Consider the following 15,691-nt stretch of genomic DNA (forward strand, 5'->3'; position numbering starts at 1 on the left):
GGGGCAGGTGCGCCGCGGGAGCCGTCGCCGTCGATGGCCGTCTCACGCGCGTGCGGGGCCGCCGGTGCCGGTGGTGCTCCGGCGGCCCGGGCGCGCCTACTTCTGGATGAAGGTGATGACGTCCTGGACCGTCTTGAGGTCCTTGAGCTGGTCGTCGGGGATCTCCACGCCGAACTTGTCCTGGGCGGCGATGGCGATCTCCACCATGGACAGCGAGTCGATGTCGAGGTCGTCGACGAAGCTCTTCTCCGGGGTGACCTCGGAGGCCTCGGTGCCGACGATCTCCTCGATGATCTCGCCGAGGCCGGCCAGGATCTCCTGCTCGGTGTGAGCCATGTCGTGATTCTCCTTGTTCGCTGTTTCTGTGTCTGGTTCGAGGTCGCCGTGCGACGGGGCGGACCGGAGTCGTACGGCGGACACCTCAGGTCCGCGCGGTGCGGGTCAGGGGATGCGGATCACCTGTGCGGCATAGACCAGCCCCGCGCCGAAGCCCAGGGTGAGGACGATGCTCCCCGACGGCAGCTCCCCGCGTTCCACCATGCGCGAGAGCGCGAGCGGAACGGACGCGGAGGAGGTGTTGCCAGCGGTGACGATATCGCGGGCCACGAGTGCCTGCGGTGCCCCCAGCTTGCGGGCGATGGACTCCACGATGCGCAGGTTCGCCTGGTGGGGAACGAACGCCGTGATCTCGGTGGGGTCCACCCCGGCCCGGTCCAGGGCCTCCAGCGCGACCTTGTACAGCTCCGTGGTGGTCCAGCGGAAGACCGCCTGGCCCTCCTGGTAGAGGTACTTGTGGTCGCGCAGGTAGATCTTGTCGGCGCGCTCGCCGGAGGAGCCCCACACCACGGGGCCCACACCGTGCTCCTCGGAGGCCGTGACCACCGCGGCGCCCGCGCCGTCGGCGAAGATCACACAGGTGGAGCGGTCGTCCCAGTCCACCCAGTCGCTGAGCTTCTCCGAGCCGATCACCAGCACGTTGCGCGCGCTGCCGCCGCGGACCGCGTCCGAGGCGATGCCCAGCGCGTAGCAGAAGCCCGCGCAGGCGGCGTTGACGTCGAAGGCGCCCGGGGCGACGATGCCCAGCTTGGCGGCGACCGAGGCGGCCGCGTTGGGGATCTGGTCCTGCGCTGTGCAGGTGGCCACGATCACCAGGTCGATGTCCTCCGGGGACATGCCGCCGGCGGCCAGCGCCTTGCCGCCGGCCACCACCGCCATGCTCTCGACGGTGTCGTCCGGGCCCGCGATGCGGCGCTCCCGGATGCCCACGCGGCTCTGGATCCACTCGTCGGTGGTGTCCACGCGTTCCATGAGGTCGGCGTTGGTGACGACCTGGCCCGGCTGGTAGTCGCCGAAGGCGACGATCGCCGCGCCCGGGGAAGTGCTAGGGGAGTTGAACATGGTCAACCTTCCTGGGCGGGGCTCGCGTGGGGGGTGGTGCCCGCGTGCTCCTTGATGAGGGCGGCGGCACGGTCGAGGTCGTCGGGCGTCTTCACCGCGAGGAGGTCGACGCCGCGCAGCGCGCGCTTGGCCAGGCCGGTCAGCGTACCCGCCGGCGTGAGTTCGATGAGGGCGGTCACTCCCAGGTCGGCGAGCGTCCGCGTGCAGGCGTCCCACCGTACGGGGGAGGAGATCTGGGAGACCAGGCGGTCCAGGTACTCCGACCCGCCGCGCACGACCTCGCCGTCGGCGTTGGAGAGCAGCCGCACCGTGGGGTCGGAGGCGGACAGGTGGGCCGCGGTCGACCGGACACGCTCCACGGCCGGGGCCATGTGCTCGGTGTGGAAGGCGCCCGCGACCTGCAGCGAGCGGAGCCGGGCCCGCGCGGGCGGGTTCTCGGCGAACGCGGCGAGCTGCTCGGTGGTGCCGGCCGCCACGATCTGGCCGGAGCCGTTGTCGTTGGCGGGGGTCAGGCCCGCGGCCTCGATCGCGGCCAGGACCTCCTCGCGCTCGCCGCCCAGGATCGCCGTCATGCCGGTCTCGGTGCGCGCCGCGGCGTCGGCCATGCCGCGCCCGCGCTCGGCGACCAGGGCCAGGGCGTCGTGCGGGGACAGGACGCCTGCGATCGCGGCGGCGGTGAACTCACCGACGCTGTGACCCGCCACGGCGTCCACGACGGAGGGGTCGGCGGGCAGGGCCGGGCCGGGGTGGGAGGCGGGACCGAGCATGGCGGAGGCCGCGACGAGGCCGGCGCTGACCAGCAGGGGCTGGGCGACGGCGGTGTCGCGGATCTCGTCCGCGTCCGCGGTCGTGCCGAAGCGCACCAGGTCGAGCCCGGTCACCTCGGACCACGCGGCGAACTGTTCGGCGACGCCGGGCAGTTCGAGCCACGGGGAGAGGAATCCGGGAACCTGGGCACCTTGGCCGGGAGCAACGATTACAAGCACGACATCAACCTTGCCCTGTAGAAGTTCACCAGTTGGATGGGGAGAGACACGAAGTTCGGTCGACGTCGTTTGTAGACTCCCGACAAAACGCGTCCGATCCCGCTGCGGCCAGCCGAAAAGCGGTGGGACTGGTCACTTTTCGACGCTACTCCCACTGGTGGAAAGTCGGTGGAACCGGGGCCGCGCCCCCTTGTGCGGGACCGTCCGGGCGAGGGTGGTCCGACCGCCGGTCGGGCGGAGATGCGAACCTAGGGGTGTGAACACCGAATCCCACCCGTCACCGGACGAGGGCTCCACCGTCCAGGATGCCACGGAGCAGGACCGCGTCCGCGCCGAGACCGTCCGCCGCCTGGAGCGCTCGATGGGCACCATCGGCACCGCCGCCGTGGCGCGCATGGAGGAACGGCTGGGCTGGTTCCGCCGGATGTCGGCCGAGGACCGGTCCTGGATCGGCCTGGTGGCGCAGTCGGGCGTGGCCGCCTTCGTCGACTGGTTCCGCAACCCGGTGCGGGGGCGCCCGGCGATCACCGTGGAGGTGTTCGGCACCGCCCCACGGGAGCTGACCCGCTCGGTCTCCCTCCAGCAGACCGTCGACATGATCCGCGTCGTCATCGACGTGGTCGAGGTCCAGGTGGAGGAGCTGGCCGCGCCGGGCGGCGCCCAACAGCTGCGCGAGGCGGTCCTGCGCTACACCCGCGAGGTGGCCTTCAGCTCCGCGAAGGTCTACGCGCGCGCCGCCGAGGCGCGGGGAGCGTGGGACGCGCGGCTGGAGGCATTGATCGTCGACGCCCTCCTGCACGGTGACCGCGAGGAGGGCCTGCAGACCTGGGGTTCCGCCCTGGGCTGGTCGCACACCCCCGTCATCGCGGTCGCGGGCGACGCCGGCGAGGAGGGCGGGACCAAGGTCCTCGACGACATCCGTGCGGCCGCCCGGCGCCTGGGACACGACGTGCTCGCGGGGCGCCAGGGGCGGCGCGTGGTGGTGGTCGTCGGCGTGGGCGACCGCTACGCGGCCGACGAACTGCCGGTGGCCGCCGCCGAGCCCCTGTCCGGGTTGTTCGGCCCGGGCCCCGTGGTCGTGGGGCCGGCCGTGCCCGACCTGCGCGCGGCGGGCGCCTCGGCGCGGGCGGCGGTCAACGGCCTGCGGGCCGCGGTCGCCTGGCCCGACGCGCCCCGCCCGGTGCTCGCCGACGACCTGCTCCCCGAGCGGGCGCTGCGGGGCGACACCGACGCGCGCCGCCAGCTGGTGGAGGAGGTCTACGTCCCGTTGCAGGGCGCGGGCTCGCCCCTGCTGGACACGCTCTCGGTCTACCTGGAGCACGCCTCCTCGCTGGAGGCCACGGCGCGCATGCTGTTCGTGCACCCCAACACCGTGCGCTACCGGCTCAGCCGGATCGGCGAGCTCACCGGGCGCATCCCCTCCGACGGCCGGGGGTCGTTCGTGCTGCGGGTGGCGGTCGCCCTGGGACGGCTCGCCGAGCACGGCGAGGACTGACCGGAGCGGACCGGGCGTCGCCGTGGTGGTCATCGACCGTATTTCGCCGATTCGTGTGGGCTTTTACGGTGGTTTCACAGGCGTCGGGTAGGACGGAGACCAACGGAGTGTCCCAGGTATACGAAAAGCTGGTCACGGCTCCGGGGTCGAGCGCCCCCCGTTCCGGCCGGAGCGGTCGGAAAACGAATTGGGCGTGACTGCCCGTGTGTGCCCGGGGACCATACGATTAGGGATAGCTTTGACGTGGGCGGGTCGCAGCCGTGAGCCCCGACGAGGATCTCCCCTCGTCCGGTGGCCGGCGCCCCGTTTGTCTCGACGTTCTTTGGGGGTCACGCAGTGGTCGAGCGACCGAGGAAGTGGTTCCGGATACTTGCGCCGGTGACCGATTTCGTACTCCAGCCCACGCAGGAGGGCGAACTGCGCAGACGCGTGCTCTTCTGGGTGCCACTGCCGCTTCCGGTGCTCGGAGCGGTCGCCCTGGCGGTCGGCGGCACGATGGCCGCCGCCGGATGGACGATCCTGCTGGCGGCGTGCGTGGGGGTGGGGTCCCTGCTGCTGGCGTTGGTGGTCCAGCCCACGCCCCTGCCCGAGGGCCTCACACCGCCGGTCTCGGCCCGGCGCTCCCTGCACCGCTTCCGCCAGTTCACCAACCTGCGGGTGGTCCTGGCCCTGGTCCCGGTCGTGGTCGGCGCGATGGCCTCGCTCATCGGGGGCGGCCTCTACCCGCTGCTGGCGTGCCTGGCCCTGGCCTGGCCGCAGCTGCTTTTGGCCCTTCCCACCTTCTTCACCATCACCCGCGCGCGGCGCGCCATGGAGGCGTGGGGGACCACCGCCTACCTCTGGCACGCGCTGTCGCGCCCGGCGAGGGTCACCTGGCCGGTGGTCACGCCGCTGGTCCGGCTCTGGCGCGAGTGGCGCAAGGACCGCGCACGGCTCGCGCGCACCCGCGCGGTCGAGGACCGGCGCCAGCGCGAGCGGGAGCGGGAGTGGAAGCGGGTCGTGGACGAGGAGAGCCGGGACACGGACCAGGACGGCGACGCCTCGCCCCGCTCCGCCCTGGAGCACACCCGCCCGGTCCGCCCGCTGCCCGGGCACCGGTTCGAGGACCAGGAGCGGACGGACGTCGTCCCGCAGCTGGGCGCGCGCCCGGACCGGGACGCACCGGAGCCCGACCGCACCGGTCGGCAGGAGGCGGACCAGCAGGAGACGGACCAGCAGGAGACGGAACTGCTGCCGCACCTGGGCGCGGCCCAGGAGACCGATCCGACGCGCGTCATGCCGCACCTGGACGGCTCCGACGCCGAGAACGCCGACCGCGCGCCCTCCGCGCCCACGGGCGGCCGTTCGTCCGTGCACCGCGCGGCCCTGCAGTTCCTCGAGCGCGGCAGCGACCTGGGGATGGCCGTGCGCCGCCGGCGCCGCGGCGCCCCGTCCACGCGGCGTCCGCGCTCCCACAAGCCCTAGATCGTTGATGGGAAATTCCTGAAACCCCTGCGGACACAGCGAAGGGCGTCGAAGATCGGTGTGTGAAGACTGACCTTGACGCCCTTCTGACAGCACTCTACGTCCACCTGGACGACGATGTGATCCCTTCTGCCAAGCAAGCCCGCGGACCAGGCCGGCCGCGCCTGCTCACCGACGCGGAGCTGATCTGTGTGGCCGTGGCCCAGGTCCTGCTGCGCTGCGACGACGAACGCCGCTGGCTACGGGTGGCCCCGGCTCGGATCGGCCACCTCTTTCCCCGCCTGCCCGGCCAGTCCGAGTACAACCGGCACCTGGCCCGCCTGGCCCCGCACATGCTCACCGCCATCGGATGGCTGGCCCGCCACACCCCGACCTGGCACGACAACCTGCGGCTGATGGACGGCACCCCCGTGCCGTGCGGGGCCTCGCGCACCACCGTGGAACGCTCCGGTCTGGGTGAGATGTGCGGCTACGGGCGTGATGCCTCCCACCACCGGTTCTACTGGGGGTGCAAGCTCGTGCTCGTCACCACCGCCGAGGGCACCGTGACGGCCTTCTCCCTGGCCCACCCCAAAGAGCTGGACGAGCGCAAACAAGCGCTGCACCTGCTCCACGTCCAGGAGTGCGCCCCGGGGCCGTGCCCGATCGTGTGCGACAAGGGCTTCGCCGGGGCCGGAATCGAGCAGGCCGCCACCGATCTGGGGCACGTGCTCATCCGGCCCCGGCGCAAGGACGAGCCCAAGGACAGGGCCCGGGTGTTCCCGGGCTGGCTGCGCCAGCGCATCGAAGCGATCATCTGGACGCTGAAGAACCAGCTGGGGTTGGAGCGCCACAACGCCCGCACCACCGAAGGGCTTTGGGCTCGGGTGTGTCAGAGGATCCTGGCTCTGAACGCCGCGATCTGGCACAACTGGCAGATCGGAGCCCCCATCAAGCGGTCGCTGGTGGCTTACGACCACTGACCAGGACACATTTTCCCATCAACGATCTAGGGCGTGTATGACGGACACTCACCCTGCTGCGCGCCGCCCCAGCGGCACCCTCACTGCGTTCTCATCAGTCAACAGCCACACCAGGATGCTTCCTTCTTCGGCCTTGCGAGGCCACCACTGGAACGCCGCTCGCGACGGGCGGCATCCGTCATACACGCCCTAGAAGGCCCTCCCTGCCGACACCACCGCGTGCGGGCTCCCGACGGGGAGCCCGCACGCGGTCGTTGGTGCCCTCGCCGGTGCGGCGGTCAGACCGGGGTCCGGCTGTGCACCCTGGGCAGGGCGTCCGGGCCGCCGTCGGGGTGGTGGTACCAGATCGCCTCCGCCGCGCGCCCGTCGAAGGACACCTCGCCGATGGTGTTGCCGAAGTAGGGCCGCTCCTCCAGGTTCCAGCGCAGGCCGCTCTCGGGCACGCGGGTCAGCCGGGTCAGGACCCGTCCCGCCATCCGGAAGGGCCAGCTGATGGACAGCCGCGCCATCCGCCGCAGGTTGACCGGCAGCTGGTTGCACAGCGGTGAGGACACCAGCTGGGTCACCCGCGCCGCGCCCTCCGTGCCGCCCAGGCCCCGGGCCCGGGCCAGATAGGAGAAGTGCACGTCCCCGCTGAGCAGCAGGACCGTGGCGGGGGCGGGGCCGCGTTCGCCCCGGGCGAGTTCTCCGACGCCCGTGGCCAGCCGGCGCAGGGAGTACTGGAAGGCGCCCCAGTGCTCCAGGTCGAGCGCCTGGCGCAGCCGCTCGGCCGGGCCGCGGGCGCGCTCGCCCCAGGCTCCGGCGCACACGGCCTCGTTCCAGGCCTCCAGGTACTGCACGGCCGGGGGCAGCAGGACGGGCACGGTGGAGGCGACGACCACGTGGTCGGGCCCGCTCGTGAGCCGCTCGTCGAGCCACTCGTGGCCCTCCGCGCCCAGGATCGATCGTGAGCCCTCCGCGGGCGCGTCCTCGCTCAGGGCACGGGAACAGCGGGTGTCGGCCATGAGGATCCGTACCGGGCCCACGTCGTGCTGGTGGCTCCAGCGGTAGGAGGTCGGATCGTCGTGCGCGCGCAGGGCGAGGTCGTCGACCGCCTCGCCGGCGTCACCGCGCGCCTCGCGCACACGGGCCCAGAGCGGGTCCTTGGCGCGCTGGGCGGGAGAGAGATTGCCCACGTGCTGGTAGACCCAGTAGGCGCCCAGGCCGTTGGTCACCCGGGCCCGCCACCAGGGCCGGGCGTCCATGGCGCTGCGCCAGGCGGCCGAGGTGTTCCAGTCGTCGCGCACGTCGTGGTCGTCGAACACCATCAGCGTGGGCACCGTGGACAGCAGCCAGCGCACCTGGGGGTCGTTCCAGGCCTGCCGGTACAGCTCGGCGTACTCGTCGTAGTGGACGACCTCGTCGGCGGGCGCGCCCTCGTCCGGGGCGGCGCTCCTGGCCTGGGCGACGAAGGCGCGCATGGGCTCCTGGATCTCGTCGGCGTAGACCTGGTCGCCGATGAGCAGGAGCAGGAGGTTGCCCTCGACCGGCTCGCCGACCAGGCGCCGCGCGGTCGCGCGGAGCATGTCGGGCCCGTACCGGACCACGCCCTCGGGCGCGTCGCCGGTGGGGGTGCGGCAGGAGCCGTACAGCAGTCGCGTGGGGGCCCGCGGGTCCACCGTGCGCACGACGCTGGGCGGGAAGGCGCTGTGCGGCTCTGGCCAGACCCGGTCGTCGTCCAGGTAGACCTCGTAGGGCAGGGCCGCGCCGGTCGGCAGGCCCTCGATTTCGCACACGGCGTAGTGGTGGCCGTGCACGGTGAAGGTCTCGGCCGTCGCGGTGACGTCACCGTCGACACGGATCCGCACGTGGCACGGGGCATCCGTCTCCACCCACACCGTCGCGGTGCTCTCGCCCACGTGCCGGAGCAGGGGGCCCAAACGTAACGACACGGTCACCGTTTCCCCTCCTTTCGTCCGGGTTCACGGCTGTCGGGGTCGAGTATGGACCCTGTGGGCGCCCTCCGCCATCCGATCGTGGACCCCGCATGGTTGCACGAGCGCTCCGGCTGCGCGAAGGTGGCGCTATGCGGACACAGATCCTTGAGCTGCACACCGGCGGATCGGAGAGCATCACCGACATCACCCGGGAGTGCGGCGACTTCGTCTCCGAGTCCGGAGGAGACGGACTCCTCAACGTGTTCGTCCCGCACGCGACCGCGGGCGTGGCGATCATCGAACTCGGGGCCGGGTCGGACGACGACCTGCTCGCCTCCCTGGACGACCTGCTGCCGGCGGACGACCGCTGGCGCCACCAGCACGGATCCAGGGGACACGGCCGATCGCACGTGATGCCGGCCTTCGTCGCCCCGCAGACCACCGTTCCCGTCCTGGGCGGAAAGCTCGAACTGGGAACATGGCAGTCCATCGCCGTGGTCGATCTGAACGTGGACAACCCCGAGCGCACGGTGCGGCTGTCGTTCCTGTCATCGGGGTGATCGACGAGCGCGTTGACGGGATATGCCACTAGCGTGTGAACTAGGCCATCAGCGATGGTGAAGAACACGAGAGACGGGCACCGCGAGGGCCCGGCATCGTTGTGACAACTGCTTCGTGCAGGCAAGATCGAGAAAAACCATCTGTGGAGGAGAACTTTCGTGAGCGCGACCGCGGGCCAGGCACAAAGCGAACGCGGCTTGGCTGACCGACTCGGATTCAAGCCGGGTCAGGTGGTGCAGGAATTCGGCTTCGACGACGACGTCGACGAGGGACTGCGCGCATCCATCGCCGAACTCACGGGCGAGGCGCTGGTCGACGAGGACTTCGACGGTGACGTCGACGCGGCACTGCTGTGGTGGCGGTCGGACGAGGAGGAGGACCTGGCCGACGCGCTGATGGACACTGTGACGCTCATCGCCGACGGGGGGACCATCCTGGTGCTGACCCCGAAGGCGGGACGTGAGCTTCACGTGTCGCCCAGCGACGTCGCCGAGGCGGCCAACACGTCGGGTCTGTCGCAGACCAGCGCTGTGAGCATCGGATCGGAGTGGTCGGGCACGCGCCTGGTCGTTCCCAAGCGGTGACGGGCACCACCCGCACAGGGTGAGGCATCCGGTGCCGCGCGTCCGACCACGGGACGCGCGGCGCTGAGGGGCGTCCGTCGAACGGCGGGCGCCGGCACCGGCCTGCCCCGACGAACACGGACTGAGCATGAGCCACCCGATCCCCGAGGGCGCGACGGCGCCCGACTTCTCGCTGCGGGACCAGCACGGCAGCCCCACCGTCCTGTCGGAGCTGCGCGGCGGCCCCGTGCTGCTCGTCTTCTACCCGCTGGCCTTCTCCGGGGTCTGCGCGGGAGAGCTGGCCGACCTGCACGGGCACCATGCGGAGTTCGCCGCCCTGGGCACGACGGTCCTGGCGGTGTCGGTGGACTCGGTGTTCGCCCTGCGGACCTGGTCCGACGCCGAGGAGTTCCCCTTCCGGCTGCTGTCGGACTTCTGGCCGCACGGAGGCGTGGCCGACGAGTACGGGGTCTTCGACGCCGACCGCGGCGTCGCCCGCCGCGGCACCTTCCTGATCGACACAGAGGGCACCGTGCGCTGGAGCGTGCTCACCGGCCCGGCCGAGCCGCGCGACGTGCGCGAGTACCTGGCCCGGACCCGGTCCCTGGCCGAGGAAATCGGGACGCGTCCGCCGCCACGAGACGGTATGATCATCCGCGACGCAAGGGCGCGTAGCTCAGCTGGTTAGAGCAATTGCCTTACAAGCAATAGGTCAGGGGTTCGAGTCCCTTCGCGCCCACTCCACTCCGGAACGACCCTGCTCGGGGGCCTTCGGCCGCCTCGCCGGGTCGTTTCGTCGTTCCCTCCGGGGGACGACCCCCAGACCCCCGATGCGAGGCTTCGCCCCTGCGAAAGCAGGCCCGAGTCCTGGTCGGCCGTTCTTTCGTTGACCGTCGGCTCACGGGATGTGCGTCACAGGACAGCGGCCTTACTTTCGGCGTGTCGCGACCTCGGCTCGTTTGGTGAAGTCATCGGGTGAGATGATGATCCTCCCCCGCCACCCGTTTCGTCGACCGAGGATGAGCAGGTCACTGTCATTGCTGACAATGATGGCGGCATCCGTGAAAGCAGCCAGGTCAAGGATGAGGTTGTCCTCTGGATCCTCGCAATCATGCTGTGTTCGTGGAACTTCTGGGTGGTAGGAGCCTCCGGATAGCTCGGCCAGGTCACAAATGAGATCGATATAGGTGTCCACATCTGGCTCCGGCCATCCTGCCCGGAGCAGTGTGTGGTCGATCATGGCGAGGATGTGCTCACTGACCTCCAGGGTGTATCCGTTGCCTGTGATGCCGCCGTCACGGATGACTCCGAGGACGTGCAGACTTGGGTGCACCTGTCGAGGAGGAAGAGAGGGTATGCCTTCAAACCCCAGTGGGTCGCCCAGAACACTGAGGTTGTCGTTGCCGACCGCGTCGATGTAGACATTGGCATCCAGGACGATGCCGAACAGGGATCCCCGTTGCTCACGTGCGCCGACCCCTCGTCCTCTTGCGTACTCGCTCCAGGGACCGCTTTTTCTCTTCGGGAGTCGCGGTACGCCAACTCTCCTCTGCGTCGCCTTTGGCAGTGCTGCTCTTCTGCTGAGAGAGCATGGCCTCGGTGACCCGGTCGAAGCCTGTGTCCACGCGGTCCATGAGTAGTGATCGGCGCTCTGCCAGAGCGATCACGTCCGTGGTCGAGAGGCGCCAGTGTGTGCCGACACGCGTTGCTTCCAGGTCCCCGCGTTCGATGAAGCGGTACACCATCGGTCGGGACACGCCGAGGAGTTCTGCCGCCTGCTGTGGACTGAGCATGACGTCATGACTGATCACGGAGACGCGCTGGCCCTCTGCGCGTGCCAGGGCGATGGCCAGCAGAACCCTTAGCTCTTCGCTGTCGAGTCGATGCTCCTCTCCTTCGGGTAGACGCAGCATGACTTCTGTGGTGCCGTCGAGGATCAGGTTGACGATTCTGCGGGCGGACTTCTTCTGTTCTGGCGAGGTCGGCGGAGAGATCTCCTCCACCACCCGTGTGGGAGCCGTGCTCATGTCATCCTCCTTCTAACTGTAATAAGTGTAACCCTGTCGCAAGGGGTCTGCGCGAACCTGCGAGCTTTCGTATGAACGTCTCAAGAGTCACGGTGCAGGACGGTCAGGTGCGCCTACTCCGGGCTTGCGCTGCCCGCGTATTCGCACCCCGTGGCGCTTGAGGACGGCGCTCACCGTCTGCCGGGTGATGCCGAAGCGCTCTCCCAGCTTGTAGACGTTCGTACCTGGTAAGCGGCGATCAGCTCATCTATCTCGTGGGGCTTGAGGCGCTTCGCGGTGCCCGGCTTCTTCGTGGGCTTCTTGCGCTGGGGGAGCGGTGCCGTCGGTGCGGGTAGCTCGCGGGGGAGTGCTTCGAGCTTGGCAGCGAGCTGCGCAGGGTTGTCGTTGGTTTGCCCAGGGTCCACTCCCGTTCGGAAACGACCCCGCTCGGGGGCCTTCGGCCGCCTCGCCGGGTCGTTTCGTTTTCTCTTCTGGGGCGCCCCCCAGTCCCACGTGGTACTCGTGAACGCCTCGGCCGGTTTCAGGCGGCGGGCTTGCCGAAACAGCATGTTCTCGTGCCATGAGGGGCGCGTGGAGTGAGACTGGGCGCAGCCGACGAGAAGGGGACCGCACCATGCCCACCACCTCCCGCCGCGACCGCCGCGGCGACAGTCCGCCGCCCCGGACCGGAAGCAGCGAGACCGACGTCCTGCGCGGGTTCCTCGACTACCTGCGCGCCTCGATCGCCGCGAAGGTCGAGGACGCGCCCGAACCGGACGTCCGCAGGCCCGGAGTGCCCTCGGGCACGAACCTGCTCGGCCTGCTCCACCACCTGACCGCGGTCGAGCGGTCGATGTTCCTCGGGGAGGACGTCACCGACTGGCCGGCGACGTTCCAGGCCGCGCCGCAGGACGGCGTGGCCGAGGTGGTCGCCCGCTACAGGGAGGTCGTCGAGCGCGCGAACGCCGTCCTGGACGGGTGCACCGATCTGGCGGCACCGGTCCCGCGGCCCCGGCGGTCCCGCCGCCCCGCACCCAGCACCCGTTGGGCACTCGTCCACATGATCGAGGAGACCGGCCGCCACGCCGGCCACGCCGACATCCTCCGGGAGCGGATCGACGGCGCGACGGGACGCTGATCGGGTCGACGGCGGCACCCGGGGCCGGCGAGGCGGACCCGCCCGGCTCAGCTCGCCCGGCCCTCGGCCTGGTTCCACCGGCGTTCGAGCTCCGGTGCGAGCGTGCGCATGAACGTCGCCCCGATGTGGCTGCTGTCCCAGTAGACGAGGACGTTGCCGATCACGGGGCGGCACACGTCCGGGGCGCAGAAGAGATCCGTCAGGTCCAGCACCGTGACGTTCGGGGGCAGGTCCAGGCCCGCCAACGGCGACACGGGTGCCAGTGAGTCCTCCGGCGCCGCGGTGCACTCCTCGGGGCCGGATACGGCCAGGCAGTCGGGCACGTCGAAGCCGAACCTCGGGGTGTCGCGTACGGCGACCACATCGATCCCGAGCCCGTCGAGCTCACGCCAGCGGTCCACGTAGCCGTCCACGACCTGCTCCTCTCCGAACCCGGCCGAACCGTCCCGGCTGGTCGTCGTGCCGGTGGTGAAGACCGTGTCCGGCCGCAGCTCCCGGAGCTCGGCCATGACCGCGCGGTTCCACTCCGCGCACGCCGTGTACGGCTCGCCCAGGTAGGTCTGCGGTGCGTCGGTGAACAGGCAGGCGCCCTTGACGATGTTGACCAGCCGCCAGTCGCGGGCGTGGGCGATCTCCTCCAGGGCAGGGAACCAGTGCGCCGCGTGCGAGCCGCCGACCAGCGCCACGGTGCGCACCGGCTCGTCGGCCCCGTAGACGCACGTGATCACCTCCGTCCCGGTGGTCGTCTGGTTGCAGCCGTCGTCGTAGGTCACGGGCGCGTCCTCGGCGGCCCATGCCAGGGGCGGGTACATGGGCAGGTCCGGCACCCGGGCCCCGGCGGCCGCGCCCGGGTAGCTCGACCCGTCGGTGAGCAGTTCCGCCCACCGGGCGCGTTCGGCGCTCTGCTGTGCCGACCAGGCGGCCGACGCCCCCAGGACCGGGAGCAGGCAGGCCAGGGCCGCCGCGACCCCGGGCAGCACGGCCCGGCGTCCGCCGCCGCGGGCCTGCCGGGCCAGCCGATCGGCCGCCGGGGTGGTCGCCGCCGCCAGCAGCACCGAGACCGCGAGGACGGCGGCCCCGCCCAGCGGGGTCGCCAGGTCGCGTTCGGCGACGGCCAGGTAGACCACCAGCACCGGCCAGTGCCACAGGTACAGCGCGTAGGAGATCGACCCCAGGTAGCGCAGCGGCCGCAGGGCGAGCAGTCGGTCGGCGCCCAGGGCCGACCCCGAGGTCCCGGCGACGATGACGGCCACGGCCGCCAGGGTGGGCCACAGCGCCGCGTAGCCCGGGAAGACGGACGACACCTGCAGCAGCGCGCCGCACAGCACCAGCGCCGCCAGGCCGGTCCAGCCCAGCGCCACCCGGGTCGCCCGCGCTGGCCGCAGGACCGGCAGCAGCAGGGCCAATAGCCCGCCGAGCGCGAACTCCCACAGCCGGGCACCGGTGTCGAAGTAGGCCCATGGCTGGTCGGCCCGGGTCATCAGTACCGAGTAGGCCAGGGAGAGGGCGAGAACGGCCGACAGGGCGCCGATGAGCACGGGCCGCGGTGCGCGCCCCGCACGCCGGGCCGCCCACACGGCGGCCGCGATCAGCGCGGGCCACAGCAGGTAGAACTGCCCCTGGACCGACAGGGACCAGAAGTGCTGGAAGGGGCTGACGTCACCGTCGCGCGCCAGGTAGTCGACCGAGTCCAGCGCCAGGCGCCAGTTCGTGTGGTAGAGCAGCGCCGCGACCGCGTCCCCCGGCGCCTCGCGCCATCGCGTCTCGGGCAGCAGGAGCCAGGTCGCCGCCAGCGTCGCCAGGGCGACGGCGGCGGCGGTCGGCACCAGGCGGGCGGCCAGCCGCGCGAGGAAGGCGCCGTAGCGGATGCCCTCGCCGGTGGCCGCGCGCACCAGGGAGGCGGTGATGAGGAACCCGGTCAGCATCAGGAAGACGTCGACACCGCCGGAGACCCGCCCCAGCCAGACGTGGTAGGCCGCCACCAGGAGCACGGCCACGGCCCGCAGGCCGTCGATCTCGGGCCGGTGCCCACCGGTGCCGACGGCGGTGCTCGCGGGGCGCGCGGGCCCGATGAGGAGGGCGGAGGGGGACACGGGCTGGCACTCGCTCTCAGGTGGGGGACGCGCGGGGAGGGGCGCCATTGTGCCCGCGCCGGGTGACGGCGCGGCGACCTGCGAAGGAATTGTGCGCGCCCGTTCCGCGGCGGTAGGAAGGGTCCATGACAACCCTCGGCGCGGTCTTTCGCCCCCAACTCGCTCCCGAACGCCTGCGCGGTGTGGTCCGCGCGGCCGACGAGGCCGGACTCGACGAACTCTGGCTCTGGGAGGACTGCTTCCTGGAGAGCGGCGTGGCCACCGCAGCCGCGGCACTGGCCTGGTCCGAGCACCTGCGCGTGGGGATCGGACTGCTCCCGGTCCCGCTGCGCAACGTGGCGCTGACCGCCATGGAGATCGCCACTCTGCACCGGCTCTTCCCCGGCCGGGCCACTGTCGCCGTCGGCCACGGCGTCCAGGACTGGATGGGCCAGGCCGGCGCCCGCGTGGAGTCGCCCCTGACCCTGCTGCGCGAGCACCTGGACGCCCTGCGCGCGCTGCTGCGCGGCGAGCGGGTCGACACCCAGGGCCGCTACGTCCGCCTGGACGGGGTCGCCCTGGACTGGCCGCCCCTGGCGCCCGCCCCCGTGCTGGCCGGCGGGGCGCGGCCGCGGACGCTGCGCCTGACCGGCGAGGCCGCCGACGGCACCGTCCTGGACGCGGACGTCACCGTGGACCGGCTGCGTGAGGCGCGCCGGCTGGTCGACGAGGGCCGCCGCGCCGCCGGTCGCCCGGGCCGCGCCGAGGTGGTGGTCTACCTGCACGCGGCCACCGGTCCGGACGCCCACGACCGCCTCGCCGCCGAACTCCGGGCCTGGGGCGTCACCGGCGCCGCGGACCACGGCGTGGCCGGAGACGCCGAGACCGTCGCCGCGGCCGTCCGGCGGCTGGCGGAGGCGGGCGCCGACACCGTGGTCATGCAACCGACCGCGGACGAGCCCGACCCCGAGGGCTTCGTCCGCTTCGTCGCGCGCGAGGTCCGCCCCCTCGTCCCGCGCTGACCCCGGGCGGTCCCGTGAGCGGTGACCACTCACCGGCGGGGCGCGGCCGTGCCCACCCGGGCCGGTGTTAGGGTCGCGTCCGGCTCGGCCCACCGGACCCCGGTCCGT

At 71.7% G+C, this 15,691-nt stretch carries 15 protein-coding genes and 1 tRNA gene; 9 read left to right on the top strand and 7 right to left on the bottom strand.

All coding sequences use genetic code 11. The features are described from left to right. Positions 1-96 precede the first annotated feature (96 nt). The 3 genes from DFP74_RS17245 to DFP74_RS17255 all read right to left on the bottom strand — a co-directional run bounded on the left by DFP74_RS17245 (position 97) and on the right by DFP74_RS17255 (position 2,384). A complete protein-coding gene (locus DFP74_RS17245; RefSeq protein WP_121182747.1) occupies positions 97-336 on the bottom strand; it encodes an acyl carrier protein in 240 nt (79 codons plus the stop codon). A 105-nt stretch (positions 337-441) separates the two neighbouring features. Continuing rightward, positions 442-1,398 (bottom strand): beta-ketoacyl-ACP synthase III, encoded by a 957-nt coding sequence (locus DFP74_RS17250; protein ID WP_121182749.1) that lies wholly within the window; start codon positions 1,396-1,398, stop codon positions 442-444. A 2-nt stretch (positions 1,399-1,400) separates the two neighbouring features. After that, the gene (locus DFP74_RS17255) at positions 1,401-2,384 is read right to left on the bottom strand and encodes an ACP S-malonyltransferase (RefSeq protein ID WP_121182751.1); all 984 of its coding nucleotides are present in this window, start codon (positions 2,382-2,384) and stop codon (positions 1,401-1,403) included. A gap of 256 nt (positions 2,385-2,640) precedes the next feature. Between DFP74_RS17255 and DFP74_RS17260 the strand changes: the two genes are divergently transcribed. The 3 genes from DFP74_RS17260 to DFP74_RS17270 all read left to right on the top strand — a co-directional run bounded on the left by DFP74_RS17260 (position 2,641) and on the right by DFP74_RS17270 (position 6,305). Beyond that, a complete protein-coding gene (locus DFP74_RS17260; RefSeq protein ID WP_121182753.1) occupies positions 2,641-3,879 on the top strand; it encodes a CdaR family transcriptional regulator in 1,239 nt (412 codons plus the stop codon). Between the two features lie 378 nt (positions 3,880-4,257). Further along, on the top strand, positions 4,258-5,343 hold the full coding sequence (locus DFP74_RS17265; protein WP_121182755.1) for a hypothetical protein: 1,086 nt from the start codon (positions 4,258-4,260) through the stop codon (positions 5,341-5,343). Positions 5,344-5,405: 62 nt separating this feature from the next. Continuing rightward, positions 5,406-6,305, top strand: coding sequence for a transposase (locus DFP74_RS17270; protein ID WP_121179899.1), 900 nt, complete (start codon positions 5,406-5,408; stop codon positions 6,303-6,305). 278 nt (positions 6,306-6,583) lie between these two features. On the opposite strand, the gene DFP74_RS17275 is transcribed toward DFP74_RS17270, so the two are convergent. Next, positions 6,584-8,242, bottom strand: coding sequence for an alkaline phosphatase D family protein (locus DFP74_RS17275; RefSeq protein WP_121182757.1), 1,659 nt, complete (start codon positions 8,240-8,242; stop codon positions 6,584-6,586). A 128-nt stretch (positions 8,243-8,370) separates the two neighbouring features. On the opposite strand from DFP74_RS17275, the gene DFP74_RS17280 reads away from it, so the two are divergent. The 4 genes from DFP74_RS17280 (at position 8,371) to DFP74_RS17295 (ending at position 10,084) form a co-directional block, all read left to right on the top strand. Continuing rightward, entirely contained in the window at positions 8,371-8,781 is a 411-nt protein-coding gene (locus DFP74_RS17280) for a secondary thiamine-phosphate synthase enzyme YjbQ (protein WP_121182759.1), read from the top strand. Between the two features lie 159 nt (positions 8,782-8,940). Continuing rightward, positions 8,941-9,366 carry a DUF3052 domain-containing protein gene (locus DFP74_RS17285; RefSeq protein WP_053615898.1) on the top strand — a complete coding sequence of 142 codons (426 nt, stop codon included), beginning with the start codon at positions 8,941-8,943 and terminating at the stop codon, positions 9,364-9,366. A gap of 127 nt (positions 9,367-9,493) precedes the next feature. Then, the gene (locus tag DFP74_RS17290) at positions 9,494-10,033 is read left to right on the top strand and encodes a peroxiredoxin (RefSeq protein ID WP_121182761.1); all 540 of its coding nucleotides are present in this window, start codon (positions 9,494-9,496) and stop codon (positions 10,031-10,033) included. Further along, positions 10,011-10,084, top strand: a tRNA-Val gene (locus DFP74_RS17295). Before DFP74_RS17290 ends, DFP74_RS17295 begins: the two co-directional genes overlap by 23 nt. A 189-nt stretch (positions 10,085-10,273) precedes the next feature. On the opposite strand, the gene DFP74_RS35170 is transcribed toward DFP74_RS17295, so the two are convergent. Both DFP74_RS35170 and DFP74_RS17300 read right to left on the bottom strand, forming a co-directional pair. After that, positions 10,274-10,912, bottom strand: coding sequence for a putative toxin-antitoxin system toxin component, PIN family (locus tag DFP74_RS35170; protein WP_370013511.1), 639 nt, complete (start codon positions 10,910-10,912; stop codon positions 10,274-10,276). Then, a complete protein-coding gene (locus tag DFP74_RS17300) occupies positions 10,809-11,372 on the bottom strand; it encodes a helix-turn-helix domain-containing protein (protein ID WP_121182763.1) in 564 nt (187 codons plus the stop codon). The genes DFP74_RS35170 and DFP74_RS17300 overlap by 104 nt, the downstream gene beginning before the upstream one ends. A gap of 613 nt (positions 11,373-11,985) precedes the next feature. On the opposite strand from DFP74_RS17300, the gene DFP74_RS17305 reads away from it, so the two are divergent. Continuing rightward, positions 11,986-12,489 (top strand): DinB family protein, encoded by a 504-nt coding sequence (locus tag DFP74_RS17305; RefSeq protein ID WP_121182765.1) that lies wholly within the window; start codon positions 11,986-11,988, stop codon positions 12,487-12,489. A 47-nt stretch (positions 12,490-12,536) separates the two neighbouring features. On the opposite strand, the gene DFP74_RS17310 is transcribed toward DFP74_RS17305, so the two are convergent. Beyond that, positions 12,537-14,630 carry an acyltransferase family protein gene (locus DFP74_RS17310; protein WP_121182767.1) on the bottom strand — a complete coding sequence of 698 codons (2,094 nt, stop codon included), beginning with the start codon at positions 14,628-14,630 and terminating at the stop codon, positions 12,537-12,539. Positions 14,631-14,707: 77 nt separating this feature from the next. Here DFP74_RS17310 and DFP74_RS17315 point away from each other — a divergent pair, with 77 nt between their 5' ends. Next, a complete protein-coding gene (locus DFP74_RS17315) occupies positions 14,708-15,583 on the top strand; it encodes an LLM class flavin-dependent oxidoreductase (RefSeq protein ID WP_121182769.1) in 876 nt (291 codons plus the stop codon). The last annotated feature ends 108 nt before the right edge of the window (positions 15,584-15,691 follow it).

Source organism: Nocardiopsis sp. Huas11 (assembly GCF_003634495.1).
In the GTDB taxonomy this organism is placed as follows: Bacteria; Actinomycetota; Actinomycetes; order Streptosporangiales; family Streptosporangiaceae; genus Nocardiopsis.

Excerpts from the sequence above, each read along its gene's own strand:
- DFP74_RS17245 (WP_121182747.1), bottom strand. The coding sequence starts at position 336 with ATGGCTCACACCGAGCAGGAGATCCTGGCCGGCCTCGGCGAGATCATC.
- DFP74_RS17250 (WP_121182749.1), bottom strand. The coding sequence starts at position 1,398 with ATGTTCAACTCCCCTAGCACTTCCCCGGGCGCGGCGATCGTCGCCTTC.
- DFP74_RS17280 (WP_121182759.1), top strand. The coding sequence starts at position 8,371 with ATGCGGACACAGATCCTTGAGCTGCACACCGGCGGATCGGAGAGCATC.
- DFP74_RS17290 (WP_121182761.1), top strand. The coding sequence starts at position 9,494 with ATGAGCCACCCGATCCCCGAGGGCGCGACGGCGCCCGACTTCTCGCTG.
- DFP74_RS17300 (WP_121182763.1), bottom strand. The coding sequence starts at position 11,372 with ATGAGCACGGCTCCCACACGGGTGGTGGAGGAGATCTCTCCGCCGACC.
- DFP74_RS17305 (WP_121182765.1), top strand. The coding sequence starts at position 11,986 with ATGCCCACCACCTCCCGCCGCGACCGCCGCGGCGACAGTCCGCCGCCC.
- DFP74_RS17310 (WP_121182767.1), bottom strand. The coding sequence starts at position 14,630 with ATGGCGCCCCTCCCCGCGCGTCCCCCACCTGAGAGCGAGTGCCAGCCC.
- DFP74_RS17315 (WP_121182769.1), top strand. The coding sequence starts at position 14,708 with ATGACAACCCTCGGCGCGGTCTTTCGCCCCCAACTCGCTCCCGAACGC.